This is a genomic window from Komagataeibacter xylinus (assembly GCF_031081985.1).
Classification (GTDB): Bacteria; Pseudomonadota; Alphaproteobacteria; order Acetobacterales; family Acetobacteraceae; genus Komagataeibacter; species Komagataeibacter xylinus_E.
Genome location: NZ_JARWSK010000009.1, coordinates 151397 through 168400, shown reverse-complemented (window position 1 = coordinate 168400; position 17004 = coordinate 151397). Strand labels below are relative to the sequence as shown.

The following is a 17004-nucleotide window of genomic DNA, read 5'->3' as shown; positions in this document are numbered from 1 at the left end:
ACACAAACTTTGCATTAGCCAGACCGACCCCTGTCTGGGATACACAAAGTTTGCGTTAGCCGGACCAGCCCCTGTCTGAAGACACAAACTTTGCATTAGCCAGACCGACCCCTGTCTGGGATACACAAAGTTTGCGTTAGCCGGACCAGCCCCTGTCTTAAGACACAAACTTTGCATTAGCCGGACCGGCCCCTGTCTGAAGACACAAACTTTGCATTAGCCGGACCGGCCTCTGTCTGGGATACACAAACTTTGCATTAGCAGGCGCACTCACACCTTAAGTGTTGGAAGTTTTCATTAGAAAATTTTATGATTGCCTAATGAATTTATGTTTACATTAAACTGTGAGAATAGGCTATAATGTAAGACTGTTTGATCTTAGGGGCGCAACATGCAGACCGTGAACCGTGCAGGAACCTACCAAAAGCAATCTACGGGATATAATGCCTTTATACCTGCACCGCTTCCCCCTGAGATTGAAATTGATATGGAAATGCAAACTCTCCTATCAAGAGCAGATAGGGCGCTAGGGCGATTGGACGGATCTATCCAAACTCTGCCTAATCATGACTTATTTGTTTTGATGTACGTTAGAAAAGAAGCTGTGCTGTCCAGTCAGATAGAGGGCACACAATCTTCTTTGTCAGATGTTCTAGAAGCTGAAGCAAACATACATTCATCTCATCGGCCCAATGATGCAATAGAGGTTATAAATTATGTAGGCTCACTAAGATATGGCATATCAAGACTCAAAGAACTTCCTATATCTATACGTCTGATAAAAGAAATTCATGAAAAACTTCTATCAAATGTAAGAGGACAGGAAAAAAATCCAGGAGAGTTACGAACTAGCCAAAATTGGATTGGGTCAGGAGGTTGTTCATTACGTGATGCAACCTTTATTCCACCTCCTCCACATGAACTTATGGAACATTTAGGAAATCTAGAAAAATTCATACATGGTGATGACGATATTCCATTTTTGATAAAAATTGCTTTAATACATTCTCAATTTGAAACTATACATCCATTTCTAGACGGAAATGGTAGAGTTGGAAGGCTTCTTATAACATTCTTGATGTATGAAAAGGAAATTCTTTGTAAGCCAGTTTTATATTTATCTCATTACTTCAAACGACATCAATCTAAGTATTACCAACTCCTTCAAGACGTCCGTGATGAGGGCAAATGGGAGGAGTGGATCAAATTTTTTCTTCGTGGTGTCGCCGAGGTTAGCGCAGAAGCAACTGAAACGGCTCGGAAAATTGTAGATCTTCGAGAAGAAAATAGAGATATAATACAAAAAAACTTTGGCAAAACGGCCGGAAATGCATTAATATTACTTGAAAGACTTTTTTATAGTCCTTATGTCGATATAAAAATCGTAGCTGAAAATTTGAATATATCTTATCCAACTGCAAATAATTTAGTTAACAAGTTTGTTGAATATGGTATTTTACATGAGCAAACTGGGCAGCAAAGATACAGATTATTTTTTTACAAGCCATACGTAAGCTTGTTTCAGTAAGTAAATATTTTATAATTAAGTGGTGCAATTGAAATAATAAATTACACCACTTAATATATAATTTTTCATTTAATATTTAATGTTTATCAGAAAAGAGAGACAAAGCATCTGCGGCCTTTTTCAGCCAGTTAGGGCTATGGTGCCCATAGACGCGCTCGATCATCTCCACGCTGTTCCCCAAAAACTTGGCGACCATCTCAAACGGCACGCCGGCCATCACCATCCATGTCGCGCAGGTATGCCGCAGGGTATGGGGGGTGACATCCTCGAGGCCTGCTTTCTGGACGCGCTTGTTGAACGCTGTCTTGATCTTGCTGACACGATTCCCACGGTACTCGATCACCCAGTCGGTCGTGCGCCCCTCGGCCGCGACTGTAAGCGCCTGGCGCAGTTGGGGCACCATTGGCACAATCGAGCGGCCTTTGTTGCCAGTGCCACGACCGAAGCTGATAACGCCTGTCTGCAGGTCAACCTGATCCCAGGTCAGCTCAAGAATGGCTCCTGTGCGTGCGCCGGTGTACAGGGCCATGAGGATAAAAAGCTGGACGTGGGGCGTGGTGGTCACCCCTAGAAGCCTGTTGGCTTCCTGATGGGTAAGCCAGCGCTCGCGCGGCGGGGGTGCTGATGGCACCTCGATCGACGGCTCCCGTGCAATCCATTTCTCTTTGACGGCCCAACTCAAGGCTGCCCGTAATGTGACCAGTTCGCGAATGATGGTGCCGTCACTGATGGGGCGCCACTGCCCGGCAGGCAGCCCGCGCCATCCCTGCTCACGGCGTTTGTCTGCATAGCCACGGCAGACCTGCGTTGTGAGATCATCGGGTTTCAGGAAGCCTAGATGCTCACATAAAGCTGCCGCTGCGTGTGCAAGGGTCTGAAAGCTCGCGACCCGCTCCCGCCGGTCATTCAGGTAACCCTCCAAGATCATATCCACCGAGGGTTCAGATGGGGGTGCAGGGGATGCCACCCCTGCCATGAGCCGCCCTAGCGCGCGTGTTGCTGCTGACCGATCTTTTGTCCCAAGCGAAACACGTCTCTTGCCCCGCTGGGGATCCCACCACTGGGCGTAGAAATAACCGTTTCGGACTGCGAGGCTGTAGGTCGGGGCTGGTCGGTCTGACATTTCTCTCGGTTTTCGTAGGCGACAACATCATCTGGGCGAATACGGAACAGCGATCCGATTCGGATGGCCGGTAATTCTCCCCGCTTGATCAGGTTACGAACATGCTGGTGGGAGCAGCCCCAGGCTGTCGCCACATCCGCAATACGCAGGCGCTTTTCTGGTAACTCACCCATTGGGATCATCCTTTACTTCGGTCTCTTTGCTTACCCATGCCTGCACACCACGCGCCCGGATCAGCCTGACATCGCCTTCCCTGACCAGAGGCCCACGGAAAACAATCCTGCTAGGGCCGCTCTCCTCGAGCACGATGCCGAGGTATTCACCCTGACCGTTGCCATAGATCTCGACATCGTAGATCTCCCGGCCGAACTGGAGGCCCCGCAGGCAGGGATGCGCCTGGTCATCGAGGGCATGAGGTTTCAAGCCCTTGGATGCGTAGGCCGCCGCGATCAGGACATTGGCAGCAGCCCGGCGGTAGGTCTGCCAGTTGGGCACTAACGTATTGCCTTTGATCGTCACGACCATTGCATCGGGGCCATGCGGGTCATTGTATGACTCACACAGTGCACGGGCAGCCGCTTCCACGACCGCGCTGGGAATGGTGGTCATGAGGCGACCTCCTTGAGCGATGTGAGCACGGTCTTGACGGTGCACAGTTCGATGATACCCAGAACAGTGTCCTGATCCATGCCAAGCGCTTCCCTCACCGATCCGATCGTTGCTCCAGAGCGGATCATATCGAGAGCCTGCTGACGTTGCGGCTGAGTGAGGGCGCGTGCTTTCTTTTTCCATCCTGCTTTGATGGTTGCGGCTGTGATGCGCCTGAATTTCATCGGGTTGGCGCTACTCATCTCACCTCTCCCGTAATGGCCAAACGACGCATACACTCCGGCATGGCGTAGCCCCTGCGTCTGCACGCGGCATAGTCAGGGTTGCTGAAATTGTCGTCATGGACGTAACCGAACACCAGCGACCCGACAGCGCAGCCGGCCAAGGCAAGGATCACCCCGATATATTTCAGGCAATCTGTTTGCTCGTAGCTCACGCTGCACCCCCTATCCTGCCGGGCATGCTGTAGGTGACCACGAACTCGCCGCGCTGGTCCTGATGGCCGCTGGTGGCGAGCAGGCCCTTGTCGACCAGGCTGTTCAGGATGCGCGTGACGTGCGACCGGCGTTTGAGGCCGGGCATGCAGCGCCATACGGTGCGGGCGGTTACGGACGGCTCGCGGGTGATGCGGATCGCCTCGCGGTGAGCGCCCAGAACCTTTTCCTGCATGTCGCGCTCTTTCGGCTTCATGGCAGGCACTCCAGCACGAGCAGCAGGCTGGCGCCCCACATGAGGGCGTAGAACACCACGCAGCCCAGCACCTGCTGGGTGGTGGGAAGCTGCTGGCGGATTGGCCGGGGTAGCCTCATGACCGCACCTTCCCCGCCTTGCGGCGCTGGGCGAACAGGCTGGCCTCGATCTCGCCGCCGGTGCGGTCGATGGGGGCGCCCCCCAGCAGCATGTTTTCCATGTCCTGCCAGCGGGCATCGGCCTGCCTTGTGGCATGGCGGCAGGCCTGCGGGATGCCCTCGGCCCTGGCCTGCTCAGCATCGATCATGAAGCGGTGTGACCTGAATGGCGTGCGCAATGTCATGGCAGGCCTGTCGGCAGCCTATCTCGGCGTGCAACTTGCCGATGCCGATCTGTGGGAGGATGAGAACGGCGCGCTGGCTCCGGTGTGGGATACCGGCACCCCGGCCGGACATGGTGACCCGACCCCCAACCCCGCGAACGGCCATTGCCTGCTGGGCTGGGATTATACCGGCACCGATGACACGGACATCGTGACCCTGCTCACCTGGGGCACCACGCAACGCGCGACCTGGCGCTGGGTGCGCTCGCGCATCATGGAAGCGCACGCGCTCGCCTGGCGCCAGCTGCTGCCCGCCTCGGCTCTGGCCCCGAGCCAGCCGGACTGGGAGGCGCTGGTCGCGGCCAATGATGCGTATCTGCAAGGCATGGCCTAAAGCACCAGTTCGGCCCAATTATTATATACAAAACACCCTGCTCCCTCTCCCTGTTTCATTAAGTATGAGACAGAGATTAAGAACAGGGCATGTCTAATGTTACTCTTTCTTGTGACCAGAGGCGGTCCCAAAATAGAAACCTACTACAGTCGCAACGATCGGAACGATCGAAGCCATTACCGTTGAGATGAACTTAATAACATCCTCATCAGGTAGTCTTTTCTTGTGGAATGCAAGAAGCAACCCACCCAGAAAAATAATAGTCAGAAGACCTAGCACGAGATAACGCGCAATGTCCCCACGGGTATTTTCTCGAGTTTCTTCGACGTCGATCTGGTCTCGCGCAGCCTCATCGTCGAGCGAGATAGGACCTTTACTCCCTACCTCCTCTACTGTTAGATTAGCAGCGATATTGCCTAGTTTGATTTCTTCCATGCTTAAATCTCCTTTTTGTTATTGGCATTAGATAAGTTCCTTGTAAATCGAATGTTTTCAAAATGATTATCGTATAAACATCAATTATGAACAGTATTTTACGCTGACATAAGTATCTGTTTTTTTTCTCCATCAGGAGAAAGAACGGTTAGAGTGTTACTGCTGTCTGCATTCTGGTTCGCGACTAGTGCCAATGCCAGTGCTTTTCGAATGACTTGAGCGTTTGTTTTTACACCAAAAGATTTTTTCAAACTTTCAAGTGCCTTCATCGTATTGGCATCGACCGCGAAAGTGGTCTGAGCCATGCTGTGTTACCTCCTTTCTTTGTTACATTCTGGAACCTAGACCAATCCTATGGGAATGTCAAGCAAAAATGGTACCATTTTGTAAGTTTTATGCACACGCTCTTGGGTGACTACCCTTTGAATATAAAAAAGCCCCTCTGCCCCACTGTGCTTCAAATAAGCATATAACTTTCCAAATATTTCTCCCATCACCATATTTTCGCCTCCGTGATGTCCCAGAGGTACGTCGCATAGACTAGGAAAAGCATGTTCTGCTGGGCACGCCATGTCCGGTCGAGACCGGTGGAAAGAGACCTAATCGTGCCTCGGCCATAGCGCCCATTCACCGCATCGGGCGCATCCATGAGCCGGGACGACTTCATCAGGTCACGCATCTGGCACAGACCGCCTTGTAGCCCGGCCGGGCACAGACCATCTAGCATCACATCCACCTTGAAATACCGACACCCCTGCTTCCAGATCTTGCATAGGAGCCGGAGCACCTCGGTGATCAGCACCAGCGTGCCGTAGGTCGGCTCAATGCCGCATAACTACTGATTGGCTTACCAGCCTGTATCCTTCTGATACGGGTTGGTGTGGATAAACACGGTCAGGAACGATGCGGTCATTCCCTCGGCCCGCAGCTTTTCCGCTGCCGTGGTGGCATAATGGGAAATGGCCATGCCCAAGTCTATCGGCCCCTCGGCGCTGTCAGACGCAAAGTCCGTGTCCTTGTCCCCTGACATAATTCGCCCATCCCTCTCAGATATGAAATGAACATAACATGAACAAACTAAACAGTGTCAAGTTTGTTCTCGTAATGTTTTGCTGCATGGTGCTGTCTGCCTGCGCAAACCATCCCGCGAGGATCTCCACCACCATCCCGCAGGCCATGGCGGGCATCCAGTCCAGTCTGGCGCAGGCCGGGGTGGTGTCGGTCTCGCATGCGGGTGACTGGACGGCGGAACAGGACGCCCGGTTCACGCGCGCCGTGCGCACTGCCCAGTGCAGCCAGCATACGCCCGACCCGGTGATCGGCACGATTGCAGGCGACGTGACGCTTCAGCTCTCCGGCCAGTTCACGCAGGGCGGCCAGTTCAGCGTGGGTGCAGCCACTACGGTGCCCACATTCGGGGTGCAGGCCGATGCCAGCCGGACGCGCGGGCAGGCTATCAGCCTGCCGGTGGCCTATGCGGCGCTGTCGTCCATGCCTGACGTGGAAATGGGGCGGCAGCTTGGCTATGAGGCATCCATGTTCGCACAGAACGATGATGCCCGGCACGCCGAGGCTGCCAGGATGATTGCCGACCGCGAGGAATTGTGGGGAAGGGTGCAGGCGATGATTGATACCTGGTCCGCCAAAGAGTGCATTGGACCTATCCCGGTCGCCCCATTCGTAGGCAACCCGACTCGACATCGACGATAACGAATCGAGAAATACCCCTCTGGTCCACTGGACCAGAATCGCATGCACGAATCGATGCCACGTTTAATTTATTGGCGGCATTCTTGACGGAATGCCTCTGATTTTGCGGGGAGGATGTGTTTTGGTAAGGGAGAGGTCGACAGTTCAATCCTGCCCAGCAGCACCATTTTTTCCCGATCAATTTAAAAGCCCTCAGGGGCCTGCCAGAATGATTCTTGTGGCTTCCACGCCCAAGCCCTGTCAGCACGCGAATGCGGTCCGCTACTGCGCATGGCGCATCCGGTTGCCTGCCCGCGCAGCCAGAACTTCCCCCACCCTGCCGCGTTACCGTCTCGATACGCCAGATGGCTTCAGGACAACGCACTGATAGAAATAATGAAAGTTTTTAAGTGTCGCTTTTTTTCAAAAGGGCGACATTTGCCGAAGCTTTTTTGAAAAAATATTCACCGGCAGCGCCCTACAGTTTGCAGGCGCAGGCTTGCGTGCCGGCTTTCACTTTATTCACTCACGCGCGGCCCTCATCGCCACACCGGGCCTGCACGGGTCCAGATATTTGACAGAGGCACCATGCATGCACCCGTAACCACCCGTTTTACTGCCCTGCGGCCCTGCCTGCGCCTGTGGCAGGCTACAGCGCTTGTGGCAGGGCTGGTGGGCCTCAGCGGCCTTTCAGGCTGTGGTTATACGGATTCGCGCGCTGCCCATCGCGCGCAGATGACCATGATCGGCATGAACAGCACGGATGTGCAGTCCTGCGTGGGCATTCCCGACAAGACCAAGAAAATCAGCGATGCAGTGCAGATTTTTGAATATTCGCGCACCCTGAACATTCCCTCCACCAATGATTCGACGCTGATCCCGCTCCAGTCGGTCGTCAACCTGACCGAAACGACACTCGGTGGCGCAGGCAAGACCTGCATTGCCGATATCCGCTTTGAAAACGACCGGGTCACCCAGGTACATTACAGCGGCGATGATGATGAAATGATGGGCACGGATGGTGTGTGCTCCATCGTCACCCGTGGCTGCGTGCGCCAGCCGCTTGCGTCCATGCGGCATGTGAAGAAAGGGGTCTTCGGCCCCGTCTCCGCCTTTCACTCGCCCAGGCTCGAGCCACAGCCCGCTACGCCGCCGACACCAGACACGCCAGCACCGGCAAGCGCAAAATAAAAGTTTCTGGGTGCCGCCTTTTTTCAAAAAGGCGGCATTACCTGAAGCTTTTTATAATCAGGAAGTCATCTCGAGCGGCAGCGCCGCAATATCCGCAGGCGGTCCGGCCAGCATGCAGGCAACACCGGTCGTGCGGTCAACAAGCATGCGGATCTCGACCGGCCCTTCCTCCGCCCCGAACAGGTCGGATGTGACATCATAGACCGGGCGCAAGGGCGCGTCCTGCGCCGCATCATGGCGCACCACCTCGGTCATGATACGGCCAAGGGCGCGCTCGAGCCCGTCCATGACACGCGAGGGCGCGAGGCGGGGCCGGTCGCCCTCCCCCGTGCAATGCAGTTCCAGCAACCGCGCCCATGAGGCGGCGGGAATGAACATGGGCATGCGCGAGCCATCATTATGCCGCTCCGCATGCATGATGCGCCGCGTATTGGCCAGCTCAATCACGTCCACGCGCGGCAGGTCATCGCCAATGCGCGCGGCCACCATGCGGGGCGCATCATCGCTCACAGCGTCACCCCTTCAAAACGCGCGGGCAGCTTGAGAATATCCTGGGAAGACAGTGCAGACGAGACAAAGAAACCCTGGATGCGCTCGGGCCTGAGCGCCTTGACGAGTTCAAACTGCTCGCGGTTTTCAACACCCTCGACCGTGACTTCCATGTTGAAGCCCTGCCCCATGTCGATCAGGCTGGACAGGACCATGCAGGCATCGGGGTTGCCCACGATGTTAGTCACCATGCTCTGGTCGATCTTGACCTGCGAGAACGGCAGTTCGCGCAGGTGGTTCAGCACCGTGATGCCCTTGCCGAAATTATCAAGCGCGATCCGGAAACCCGCCCGCGCCAGTTCACGCAGGTTGCGGATGCCCTGCTCGGCCCGGCGGCCATGCAGCATGGCTTCCGTCACTTCCAGCACAAAGCTGTCGGGCGACATGTTGAAGCGCCGCAGCGATTCCTCAAGCTCGCGCTGGTAGTCATCGCGGATCAGGTCCATGCGCGAGAGGTTGATGGCAAGCTGGCGCGGCGGCTGGCCTTTCTCGTTCCACATGCACACATCGCGCCGGAAGGCCTCGATCATGCGCGGCCCCATCGCCTGGGCGAGGCCCGCATCGGTAAACACGTCGGAGAAGTCTTCCGCCGCGAGCAGCCCGCGCTCGGGGTGCTGCCAGCGCAGCAGCGCCTCGATCTGGTCCACCTCCATCGTGTTGCAGTTCACGATCGGCTGGTAATAGACCTCGAACTGGTTGCGCTCGACCCCGCACCGCGCCTCGCTCAGGATCGAGACACGCGCCTGTGCGCGCTCGCGCAGGTTCCTGGTGAACATCTGCGACTGCTTGCCGCCCGCGCGCTTGGCAGCGTACATCGCCATGTCGGCGTTTTTCTGCACGTCTTCCATCGTGTCGGTGCCATCGAGCAGCACCGCGCCAATACTGCCCGCAACGCTCACCGTTACCGTCTCGATATCGATGGGGCGTTCAAGGATGGCCTGCAGGCGGTCCATGTACCGCTCAAGCGATACATCCTCGAGCGTGCGGTGCAGGATGACGGCAAACTCATCGCCACCCAGCCGGCTGACCGGATCATCGGGGTGGGTAAGCTCGATCAGCCGCGAGGCAATGGCACGCAGCACGATGTCACCCGCATGGTGGCCATGCACGTCATTGATCTGCTTGAAGCCATCGAGGTCGAACATGGCAAGTGCCGGGTGGGCGGTCATGCCCGGCTCGCGGCAGCGCGCGATCTCATCGGCCAGCGCCGTGTTGAAGCCGCCGCGGTTGAGCAGGCCGGTCAGGGTATCGGTCTCGGCCAGTTCACACAGCCGGTCGCGCGTGTTCATGAGTTCGGTAATCTCGAACCGGCTGGCCACATACCCCGTAATCGTGCCCTGCCGGTCGATCTTGGGAATGATGGTGGTGGCCACCCAGTACAGCGACCCATCCTTGGCGCGGTTGCAGATATTGCCCCGCCACAGTTGCCCCGCCTTGATGGTGCGGTACAGATCCCGGAAAAAATCGGCATCATGGTAGCCGGAATTGACGATCCGGTGCGTCGATCCCACCAGTTCCTCGCGCGAGTACTGGCTTATCTCGCAAAAGCGGTCATTCACGTAGGTGATGACCCCCTCGCTATCCGTAATCGCGACAATGAGGACATTATCAACCAGATCAGCCCAGAAATCCGCATCCTGGTGCGTCAGGGCCCGCAGCCGATCATCGTGTTGCAATGCCATGTTCCCGCCTGGAATCCGTAATGAAAAACAAACTGTTATGCGTCATGAACTCAAACCGGCCCCCGCATGCCCCTGAAACACCGGTGCCAGTGCGGGGCACCACATGCTCTATGCCGTCGTTGGAATAAGGAAGGAGCCACGCTCCTGCCGCTCGCGGAACCATTTTTCCAGTTCCGCTGGCGGTAGTGGCTTCGAGAAAAGATAGCCCTGCATCACATCGCAATGCAATTCCTCCAGAAGGCGCCACTGCTGCTCGGTTTCCACGCCTTCGGTCACCACCGTCATGCCCAGCCGCGAGCCGATGCCGATCACTGCCATGGTCACGGCCTGGGCGTTGGTGTCATGCTCGAAGTCGTTGATGAAGCTGCGGTCGATCTTGATCTCGGTCAGCGGCAGGCGGGTCAGCCGCGAGAGCGATGAATACCCCGTGCCGAAATCATCCATCGACAGCCCGACATCAAGCCTGCGGATGGCATGCAGCACCTCCTCGGTCTCGCTGCTGCTGTCCATCATCACGCTCTCGGTTATTTCCACCGTCAGGCGGTCCGGCGTCAGGCCATGGTGCTTGAGCAGGTTGGCAATGTGCTCGGGCAGCCCGCGGTTGCGGAAATGCACGGCGGAGAGGTTGACCGCCACGGTCGGCACCCGCACGCCGTCGCGGTCCCACTTCACCATCTGGCTGCACGCTTCCTCAAGCGACCAGCGGCCAATGGCCTCGATCTGGCCCGTCTCCTCCGCCACGGCAATGAAGCGGGAGGGATAGATGTTGCCCAGCGTGGGGTGATGCCAGCGCGAGAGCGCCTCCACCCCGTAAAGGCCGCCGGTCATGGTCTCGACCTGCGGCTGGTAGTTCAGGTTGAGCATGCCCTTGGAGAGCGAATCGCGCAGCGCCGAGCCCAGCACCAGCCGGTCCTGCGCCACTTGGTTCTTTTCCTGGCCGGCAAAGCGGAACAGGCCACGCCCGTCCTCCTTGGCCTGGCGGGTCGCGGCATCGGCATGGCTGAGCAGGGATTCGCTGTCCGGCCCGTTGGCGGGGAAGGTGCTGATGCCAACGCAGCACGAGATGCTGAGCGTGTTCTCGCCCACCTGCAGCGGCCTGGCGATGGCGTTGATCAGGTTCTCGGCAAATTTCTCGGCGCGTTCATGCGAGCATTCAGGCACGACGATGATGAACTCATCACCGCCGGAGCGGCTGACAATGTATTCATCCTTGACCAGATGGCGGATGCGGCGACCGATCTCTATGAGGAAGCGGTCGGCATTCACATGGCCAAGCGCGTCGTTGATATCGCGGAAGCGGTCGATATCAACCATGAACAGCGAGAACTGGCTGTCGCCGCCGCGCATGATCAGGCGCTCGATGATATTGTGCAGCGACGTGCGGTTGAGCAGCCCGGTCAGGCTGTCGAAATTGGAAAGCTGGGCGATATGTTGGCGCGTCTCGCTCTGCTCGATGGCCAGCGCGCAGAACGGCATGCTGGTCGAGACCACGCGCTGCGCCCAGGCCAGATCGGCCTCGTCGCCACGCAGGTACAGCGCGAACACGCCCATGACCTGCCCCGTGCGCGAGATGATGGTGGACGAACAGCACCGCTCCAACCCCAGCGAGCGGGCCAGCGAGGCGTAGCCATCCCACACCACGGTGTTGCTGCCGGCGGGGTTGGCGCGCAGCATTTCAAGCTGCTCGGGGGTAAGCTGCATGCTGTCGAGTGCCGCGCGGTAGCGCTTGGGCATGGAGGGCGAGGCACTGACCGAAAGCCTGCGCGAGCGGTCGATCAGCATCAGCGCGCCAACCGCGCCGGGCACGAAACTGTCCGCCCGGCGGCACAGCAGGTCGCCCACTTCCTGTATGCTCATGTCGGATGCGAGGGCCTGGAGCACATCATTTTGCAGCACCAGTATCTTGCGCTGGCGGCTTTGCTCGGTCACGTCCTTCATGACCGCGATGTAGTAGATCTTGCCGCAATCATTCACCTGCACGCGCGAGATGGACAGCTCGCCACAGACATACTCGCCATTGGCGCGACGGAATTCGACCTCGCGCGAGGTGCCGACAATCCGGCCGACCCCGGTCTCGCGATTGCGGTTGATGTAGTCATCATGGCGATCGCGCTCGGGTTCGGGCACGAGGCAGCTCACATTGCGACCCATGACCTCTTCGCGCGAGCAGCCCCATATCTTCTCGGCCGCCGCGTTGAAGAAGATGATGAGGTTATGCTCATCAATCACGACCATGGGATCAATGGCCTGCTCCATAGCAGAAAGCAGGACATCGGCGCTAATCTTCGGCTGATCCACCGTAAACTCCAGAACATCGGCACGCCCAACCGCGCCATGTAAGATCATTTTCCTGACCTGGGCAGGCATCCGCCTGGCGCGTCATCAAGCGGTCAGATTCGATCATGGCCATGCGGAAACAGGCATCGGGACCACTCGGCGCAGGCATCATACTATGATTTATGCCCATGCGGAAACATGACATGCCTCAATCTTGACACAAAGCCGCCAGCGTCGCGCCTTATCTGCCGTGGCGTTCAAGATCCTGCGGCAGCATGCCCGCAAGCGGGCGGCAGGCATAGGCGCTGTCCTGCTCGGGCTGGGCCTGGTTCTGGCGCAACTCTGCCGCACCCGCCGCCACCGCACGCCAGGCCGCCTGCGCCAGCGCCTTGCGGCTGGGAAAGTCGTCGGGGTCGAGTGCGGGGTGCAGCAGCACGGTCGCGCGCATGGAGCGCCATTTGAGCAACTGCCACACATGCGGCCCGAGTTCCATGTCGCCATACCACGCAAAGACCGGGCGGCGGGCATGGTTGACCGGCAGGCCCTCAAGCTCGTCATACACCACCGAGACCGGCTGGATCAGCGGCGTCATGCCGGGACGCGCGGCAATGGCGGCGGCCTCGCTGTCGGGCTCGACCGGCCCCTTGCCTTTGGGCAGGCGCGGCGGCTTGGCAATGGCGAAGAAGGCCGACAGGAAGGGCAGCACCCTTGAGCCGTCCGATGACGTGCCTTCGGGGAACAGGATCAGGTTGTCGCCTTCCACCATCAGGCGGTGCAGCATCTCGTCGCGCTCGCGCCCCGTGGTGCTGCGCTGGCGACTGACGAATATGGTGCGGCCAATGCGCGAGACCAGCCCCATGATGGGCCAGCCCTCGATATCGCCCTTGGCCACGAAGTTGGATGGCAGCACCGTGCCAAGCACCGGCACGTCAAGCCATGTGGAATGGTTGGAGACGTAAATGACAGGCCGCTCGCCATTCTGTCGGGCCTTGCGCCCGCCCACGCCACCGGCCCTGCGCCCCACCACCCGGATGCGCAGCGACAGAAGCAGGCACAGCCCGCCCCAGACCATGCGCGTCCAGCGGATCTTGGCGGTGCCGGGCACGAGCAGCAGCACGGCCTCGAACCCGACCGAAAGCGGCACCCACACCGTAATGGCCGCAAGCCGCCCCACGCCGCGCGCTGTCCGGGCATAGTCGCGCAGGCGGCCCGCGGGCATGACCGTGGTGGTGGCAATGGCCTGCGCCGCCTCCGAGCCCGGGGCGGGCGCGATCACCTGCCGCGAAGCCCGCACGGCGGATCGGGACATGGCAGGTGAGGCGGAACGACGCCGGGCAAGGCGGCGGATGAAATCGGCGATCATGCGGCTATCCATAGCCCGCCATCATGGCGCGCGACAATATGGGGCAAACCGGCAGGCAGCCCGGCGTGTCGTGCACGCCACGCCTGTCATGACACGCGCCCGCGCCCGTTGGGCGTGCGGAATGACCGCGCGAAACGCCACCTGTACACTGGACCTCACTCCCCGACCCGTTCATGCTGGGGGTTGATCCTGGAGGAGAATTTCCCATGCCCGCACGCAGCCGTCGCAGCGCCCTCGCTGCCGCGACCGCCTTCTCGCTCCTTGCCGCCATGGCGCCTGCGCCGCTATGGGCGGCTGACGAGGTTCTGAACGTGCTGACATGGTGCGACCATGAGGACCCCGAACTGCTCGGCCCGTTCGAGCAGGCCAACAGGGTGCGCATCCATTTCAAGGATATTGACGGCACCGAGGCCGTGCGCGGCATCCTGCGCCAGGCCCAGCCCGGTGACTGGGACGTGGTGATCATGGAGGAGACGGCCGCCGCGCAACTTGCAGCAGCAGGCCTGCTGGCCCCGCTCGACCCGGCGGATTTCCCCAACACCGACATTCCCCCCGCCATCGCCAACCCCGCAAGCGGGTCGTATCAGGGCCAGCTTTATTCCGTGCCGGAAAAATACGGCTTCCATGCCGTGGCCTTCAACCAGGCCCGCGTGCCCGCCGCCGAGATGGACGACATCAACGCCCCGTGGCAACCAAGCCATAACGGGCACATCGCCATCTATGACAGCTACCTGCTCATCCTGTCCTACGTGGCGCTCGCACTCGGCCTTGACCCTGCCCATCTGACCGAGGCCGACCTGCCTGCCCTGCACGACAAGCTGGCCGCCCTGCGTGCCAATGCCACGCTGGTGGGCGATACGGCGAGCGTGCAGCAGGCCCTGGCCGACGGGCAGGTGGATATTGTGGTGGGCGGTGGCGGCTGGACCACGGCAGGCGTGGATGAAGGCGGCACCGTGACAACAGCCGATGCCCATGCCCCGCAGCCAAGGCCGGACCTGACCTTTACCCTGCCCCGGCAGGGCGGCATCCGCTGGCAGCATGGCATCTCGATCGTCGAGGCCTCGCAGCGCAAGGCGCTGGCGCTGGCCTTTGCAAAATACCTGCGCACGCCCGCAGCCCAGGCGCGGCTGGCCACCTCATCATGCTACTGGGGCATGCCTGCCAACACGCGCGCGCCGCTTGATGACACGACACGCGCCGCCCTGCACTGGGCGCAGCAGCCCGCCTATATCGCGGCAAGCCACACCTTCCCCATCGTGGATGACGCCATGGATGCCAAACTGCGCGCACTCTGGGCCGATGTGATGAAGGATACCGCGACAGCCAGCCCGCCTACCCCCGCCAGCATGGCCACACCGCGCCCTGCGGGCGATGCAGCCACAACGGATGCGCCAAGCTCTCAGCCGTAATGGCGCAGGGCGTTCGGGCGGCCGAGCACGCGCTCGGCCAGCAGGCCGAAGCCAAAGCCCATGCCGCCCCATAGCACAAGCTGCATGCCCAGCGCCGCCTCGCGGAAGTGCCACAGCACCTGGGCGGGAAAGTTGTCGGGCACTTCATTGACGCTCGGCAGCGCCCATTGCAGCAGGCCCGCCAGCACCACAAACGCCACCACGCCGCACAGGCTGGCATTCCAGTTGCCCAGCCTTGGCGCAAGCCACCGCCCGGCCAGCACCGCCATGATCAGGGCGCAGATGGAAAAGACCACCATCTCGAAATAGGCCGCCGTGCGCAGGCCGATGGTCTCGTGGTTGCCCACGCCGGGCGGATTGGCCGGGTATTTGAGGTCAGGCACCAGCACCACGGCCAGAAAGCCCGCTGCCGCCAGCAGCATGGCCAGCATGCGCGGCGAAAAACGGCCAATGCGGCCATAGGCGGTGGCGAATACCAGCGCGAATACCCCGCCATAGGCCGCGCCATACATGACCGCCGCCGTCAGCAGCCCCGCCGTGGCCTGCACCGCGCGGCTGACAAGTTCCACCTCCGGCGGCTCGCCCGCAGCCGCATCCATCGCGGCTTCATAGCCGATGGCAAGATTGACCTGGGGCTCGCCAAACACGCGGGCGAAGAAAAAGGCAAGGCAGGCGGCCACGATGCCGGCCAGCATGCCACGCAGCAGCAGGCGACCGGCCATCAGGCCACGCCCCGGCATGAGGGGAAGGAAAGGAAAGTCATGATGGCTATGCTCCTGTCGGGAAAGCGCGTCCCGTATCGGAAATGATGCTTGTGAACTGTCGGGGAGGTCTGACTTCCGCATGGTCCATGCGGTGCACAGTGGCGCGACCGTGCCGGAATCCCACCGGCTTCCCCCCGATGCAGGGTGAGCGTGCAGTCAATAGCGCGCATGCCCGCCAAGTCAATGTCGCGGCGGCGACGCACGCCACCCCCCACCCGGACCGGCAAGGGGCAGCAGGATGCGATTTCAGGGACTGTTTTTGCAGAAAGCCTGAAAGAACGCCGCCGTTTTGAAAAAAGGCGGTACCCGTAAATTTTTATCCTATTGAGCCGTAGGGGCCGCGGGCAACGCCACTTTGCTGGCCTGCCCCCGCGCGGCCTGCCACTGCCGCAGCGCATCAAGCGTCTTGCTCACGTGGCCGGAAGGCGAAAGCGCGCTGTAGGCGTAGATCACCTTGCCATCAGGCGCGATGACATAGGAGGTGCGACTCGCGCGGTTGAGCAGCGGCAGGCGGCTGTCATACTTGCGGGCAATCTCGCCATGCGGGTCGGCCGCCACGGGAAAGCGGCCATGGCCCTCACTGACCGAAAAACGGTCCAGCGTGGGCATGTCATCGGTGGAAACGCCAATGACCGTGGCCCCAAGCGCCTTGTACTGGTCCATGGCATCAGCGAAGTCATGCGCTTCTATGGTGCAGCCACGGGTAAAGGCGGCGGGGTAGAAATACAGCACCACCGGCCCCTGCCTGAGCGCATCAGCGAGGCGAAAGCTGAACTCGCTGCCATTGCGCGTGGCCTGGGCATCGAACAGCGGCGCCTCGCTGCCCACCGGCAGGGCGGCGCGCGCGGGCGAGAAGCAGATGAACCCGGCAAAGGCCATGAGGCCCACCAGCGGCAGGCACAGCCCCGGCAATGCCCCGCGCGGACGCCTGTAAAAATACCTCATGTTTCCTCACACCCCGTTACAGAGGTCAATGTCA

At 59.5% G+C, this 17004-nt stretch carries 23 protein-coding genes and 1 pseudogene; 6 read left to right on the top strand and 18 right to left on the bottom strand.

The genetic code is table 11. From position 1 onward, the window contains the following. The first annotated feature begins 391 nt into the window (after positions 1-391). Positions 392-1528, top strand: a complete 1137-nt coding sequence (locus tag QEG70_RS15790) for a Fic family protein (protein WP_308721484.1) — start codon at positions 392-394, stop codon at positions 1526-1528. Between the two features lie 76 nt (positions 1529-1604). Here QEG70_RS15790 and QEG70_RS15785 read toward each other — a convergent pair whose 3' ends face one another. The 8 genes from QEG70_RS15785 to QEG70_RS15750 all read right to left on the bottom strand — a co-directional run bounded on the left by QEG70_RS15785 (position 1605) and on the right by QEG70_RS15750 (position 4257). Then, positions 1605-2450: a tyrosine-type recombinase/integrase gene (locus QEG70_RS15785; RefSeq protein ID WP_308721483.1), complete on the bottom strand. Its 846-nt coding sequence runs from the start codon at positions 2448-2450 to the stop codon at positions 1605-1607. A 62-nt stretch (positions 2451-2512) separates the two neighbouring features. Beyond that, entirely contained in the window at positions 2513-2824 is a 312-nt protein-coding gene (locus QEG70_RS15780; RefSeq protein WP_308721482.1) for a helix-turn-helix domain-containing protein, read from the bottom strand. After that, entirely contained in the window at positions 2817-3260 is a 444-nt protein-coding gene (locus QEG70_RS15775; RefSeq protein ID WP_308721481.1) for a hypothetical protein, read from the bottom strand. Before QEG70_RS15775 ends, QEG70_RS15780 begins: the two co-directional genes overlap by 8 nt. Continuing rightward, a complete protein-coding gene (locus QEG70_RS15770) occupies positions 3257-3502 on the bottom strand; it encodes a hypothetical protein (RefSeq protein ID WP_308721480.1) in 246 nt (81 codons plus the stop codon). The genes QEG70_RS15775 and QEG70_RS15770 overlap by 4 nt, the downstream gene beginning before the upstream one ends. After that, positions 3499-3696, bottom strand: coding sequence for a hypothetical protein (locus QEG70_RS15765; protein ID WP_308721479.1), 198 nt, complete (start codon positions 3694-3696; stop codon positions 3499-3501). The genes QEG70_RS15770 and QEG70_RS15765 overlap by 4 nt, the downstream gene beginning before the upstream one ends. Beyond that, positions 3693-3950, bottom strand: a complete 258-nt coding sequence (locus QEG70_RS15760) for a hypothetical protein (protein WP_308721478.1) — start codon at positions 3948-3950, stop codon at positions 3693-3695. The genes QEG70_RS15765 and QEG70_RS15760 overlap by 4 nt, the downstream gene beginning before the upstream one ends. Then, complete coding sequence (locus tag QEG70_RS15755; RefSeq protein WP_265001319.1) at positions 3947-4069, bottom strand: hypothetical protein; 123 nt, start codon at positions 4067-4069, stop codon at positions 3947-3949. The genes QEG70_RS15760 and QEG70_RS15755 overlap by 4 nt, the downstream gene beginning before the upstream one ends. Further along, positions 4066-4257 carry a hypothetical protein gene (locus QEG70_RS15750; protein ID WP_308721477.1) on the bottom strand — a complete coding sequence of 64 codons (192 nt, stop codon included), beginning with the start codon at positions 4255-4257 and terminating at the stop codon, positions 4066-4068. Before QEG70_RS15750 ends, QEG70_RS15755 begins: the two co-directional genes overlap by 4 nt. Before the next feature lie 10 nt (positions 4258-4267). Between QEG70_RS15750 and QEG70_RS15745 the strand changes: the two are divergent. After that, a pseudogene (locus QEG70_RS15745) lies at positions 4268-4666 on the top strand (hypothetical protein); the annotation flags it as partial. Between the two features lie 99 nt (positions 4667-4765). On the opposite strand, the gene QEG70_RS15740 reads toward QEG70_RS15745, so the two are convergent. The 4 genes from QEG70_RS15740 to QEG70_RS15725 form a co-directional block, all read right to left on the bottom strand. Further along, positions 4766-5101 (bottom strand): hypothetical protein, encoded by a 336-nt coding sequence (locus tag QEG70_RS15740; RefSeq protein ID WP_308721476.1) that lies wholly within the window; start codon positions 5099-5101, stop codon positions 4766-4768. Positions 5102-5199: 98 nt separating this feature from the next. After that, complete coding sequence (locus QEG70_RS15735) at positions 5200-5406, bottom strand: ribbon-helix-helix domain-containing protein (protein WP_308721475.1); 207 nt, start codon at positions 5404-5406, stop codon at positions 5200-5202. A gap of 188 nt (positions 5407-5594) precedes the next feature. Beyond that, on the bottom strand, positions 5595-5903 hold the full coding sequence (locus tag QEG70_RS15730; RefSeq protein WP_308721474.1) for a DUF4113 domain-containing protein: 309 nt from the start codon (positions 5901-5903) through the stop codon (positions 5595-5597). A 45-nt stretch (positions 5904-5948) separates the two neighbouring features. Then, entirely contained in the window at positions 5949-6131 is a 183-nt protein-coding gene (locus tag QEG70_RS15725) for a DinB/UmuC family translesion DNA polymerase (protein WP_308721473.1), read from the bottom strand. Between the two features lie 86 nt (positions 6132-6217). Between QEG70_RS15725 and QEG70_RS15720 the strand changes: the two genes are divergently transcribed. From QEG70_RS15720 to QEG70_RS15710, 3 genes are all read left to right on the top strand, one after another. After that, entirely contained in the window at positions 6218-6811 is a 594-nt protein-coding gene (locus QEG70_RS15720) for a hypothetical protein (protein ID WP_374762620.1), read from the top strand. A gap of 208 nt (positions 6812-7019) precedes the next feature. Beyond that, positions 7020-7178, top strand: a complete 159-nt coding sequence (locus QEG70_RS15715; RefSeq protein WP_308721471.1) for a hypothetical protein — start codon at positions 7020-7022, stop codon at positions 7176-7178. 200 nt (positions 7179-7378) lie between these two features. Continuing rightward, on the top strand, positions 7379-7981 hold the full coding sequence (locus QEG70_RS15710) for a hypothetical protein (protein WP_308721470.1): 603 nt from the start codon (positions 7379-7381) through the stop codon (positions 7979-7981). A 57-nt stretch (positions 7982-8038) separates the two neighbouring features. Here QEG70_RS15710 and QEG70_RS15705 read toward each other — a convergent pair whose 3' ends face one another. The 4 genes from QEG70_RS15705 to QEG70_RS15690 all read right to left on the bottom strand — a co-directional run bounded on the left by QEG70_RS15705 (position 8039) and on the right by QEG70_RS15690 (position 13852). Then, positions 8039-8491, bottom strand: a complete 453-nt coding sequence (locus tag QEG70_RS15705; RefSeq protein ID WP_308721469.1) for a hypothetical protein — start codon at positions 8489-8491, stop codon at positions 8039-8041. Continuing rightward, positions 8488-10212, bottom strand: coding sequence for a putative bifunctional diguanylate cyclase/phosphodiesterase (locus tag QEG70_RS15700; RefSeq protein ID WP_308721468.1), 1725 nt, complete (start codon positions 10210-10212; stop codon positions 8488-8490). Before QEG70_RS15700 ends, QEG70_RS15705 begins: the two co-directional genes overlap by 4 nt. Before the next feature lie 108 nt (positions 10213-10320). After that, a complete protein-coding gene (locus tag QEG70_RS15695) occupies positions 10321-12558 on the bottom strand; it encodes an EAL domain-containing protein (protein ID WP_308721467.1) in 2238 nt (745 codons plus the stop codon). 172 nt (positions 12559-12730) lie between these two features. Next, positions 12731-13852 (bottom strand): lysophospholipid acyltransferase family protein, encoded by a 1122-nt coding sequence (locus QEG70_RS15690; protein ID WP_308721466.1) that lies wholly within the window; start codon positions 13850-13852, stop codon positions 12731-12733. A 206-nt stretch (positions 13853-14058) separates the two neighbouring features. Between QEG70_RS15690 and QEG70_RS15685 the strand changes: the two genes are divergently transcribed. Continuing rightward, positions 14059-15261 carry an ABC transporter substrate-binding protein gene (locus QEG70_RS15685; RefSeq protein ID WP_308721465.1) on the top strand — a complete coding sequence of 401 codons (1203 nt, stop codon included), beginning with the start codon at positions 14059-14061 and terminating at the stop codon, positions 15259-15261. On the opposite strand, the gene QEG70_RS15680 is transcribed toward QEG70_RS15685, so the two are convergent. Together QEG70_RS15680 and QEG70_RS15675 are read right to left on the bottom strand one after the other, a co-directional pair. After that, positions 15252-15983 carry a CbtA family protein gene (locus tag QEG70_RS15680; protein WP_308721464.1) on the bottom strand — a complete coding sequence of 244 codons (732 nt, stop codon included), beginning with the start codon at positions 15981-15983 and terminating at the stop codon, positions 15252-15254. The genes QEG70_RS15685 and QEG70_RS15680 overlap by 10 nt on opposite strands. A 363-nt stretch (positions 15984-16346) precedes the next feature. Beyond that, complete coding sequence (locus tag QEG70_RS15675) at positions 16347-16970, bottom strand: peroxiredoxin (RefSeq protein WP_308721463.1); 624 nt, start codon at positions 16968-16970, stop codon at positions 16347-16349. Positions 16971-17004: the final 34 nt, after the last annotated feature.

Coding starts and splice junctions, on each gene's coding strand:
- QEG70_RS15790 (WP_308721484.1), top strand. CDS start 392: ATGCAGACCGTGAACCGTGCAGGAACCTACCAAAAGCAATCTACGGGA.
- QEG70_RS15780 (WP_308721482.1), bottom strand. CDS start 2,824: ATGGGTGAGTTACCAGAAAAGCGCCTGCGTATTGCGGATGTGGCGACA.
- QEG70_RS15775 (WP_308721481.1), bottom strand. CDS start 3,260: ATGACCACCATTCCCAGCGCGGTCGTGGAAGCGGCTGCCCGTGCACTG.
- QEG70_RS15770 (WP_308721480.1), bottom strand. CDS start 3,502: ATGAGTAGCGCCAACCCGATGAAATTCAGGCGCATCACAGCCGCAACC.
- QEG70_RS15760 (WP_308721478.1), bottom strand. CDS start 3,950: ATGAAGCCGAAAGAGCGCGACATGCAGGAAAAGGTTCTGGGCGCTCAC.
- QEG70_RS15755 (WP_265001319.1), bottom strand. CDS start 4,069: ATGAGGCTACCCCGGCCAATCCGCCAGCAGCTTCCCACCACCCAGCAG.
- QEG70_RS15750 (WP_308721477.1), bottom strand. CDS start 4,257: ATGATCGATGCTGAGCAGGCCAGGGCCGAGGGCATCCCGCAGGCCTGC.
- QEG70_RS15740 (WP_308721476.1), bottom strand. CDS start 5,101: ATGGAAGAAATCAAACTAGGCAATATCGCTGCTAATCTAACAGTAGAG.
- QEG70_RS15735 (WP_308721475.1), bottom strand. CDS start 5,406: ATGGCTCAGACCACTTTCGCGGTCGATGCCAATACGATGAAGGCACTT.
- QEG70_RS15725 (WP_308721473.1), bottom strand. CDS start 6,131: ATGTCAGGGGACAAGGACACGGACTTTGCGTCTGACAGCGCCGAGGGG.
- QEG70_RS15720 (WP_374762620.1), top strand. CDS start 6,218: ATGGTGCTGTCTGCCTGCGCAAACCATCCCGCGAGGATCTCCACCACC.
- QEG70_RS15715 (WP_308721471.1), top strand. CDS start 7,020: ATGATTCTTGTGGCTTCCACGCCCAAGCCCTGTCAGCACGCGAATGCG.
- QEG70_RS15710 (WP_308721470.1), top strand. CDS start 7,379: ATGCATGCACCCGTAACCACCCGTTTTACTGCCCTGCGGCCCTGCCTG.
- QEG70_RS15700 (WP_308721468.1), bottom strand. CDS start 10,212: ATGGCATTGCAACACGATGATCGGCTGCGGGCCCTGACGCACCAGGAT.
- QEG70_RS15695 (WP_308721467.1), bottom strand. CDS start 12,558: ATGATCTTACATGGCGCGGTTGGGCGTGCCGATGTTCTGGAGTTTACG.
- QEG70_RS15690 (WP_308721466.1), bottom strand. CDS start 13,852: ATGATCGCCGATTTCATCCGCCGCCTTGCCCGGCGTCGTTCCGCCTCA.
- QEG70_RS15685 (WP_308721465.1), top strand. CDS start 14,059: ATGCCCGCACGCAGCCGTCGCAGCGCCCTCGCTGCCGCGACCGCCTTC.
- QEG70_RS15680 (WP_308721464.1), bottom strand. CDS start 15,983: ATGGCCGGTCGCCTGCTGCTGCGTGGCATGCTGGCCGGCATCGTGGCC.
- QEG70_RS15675 (WP_308721463.1), bottom strand. CDS start 16,970: ATGAGGTATTTTTACAGGCGTCCGCGCGGGGCATTGCCGGGGCTGTGC.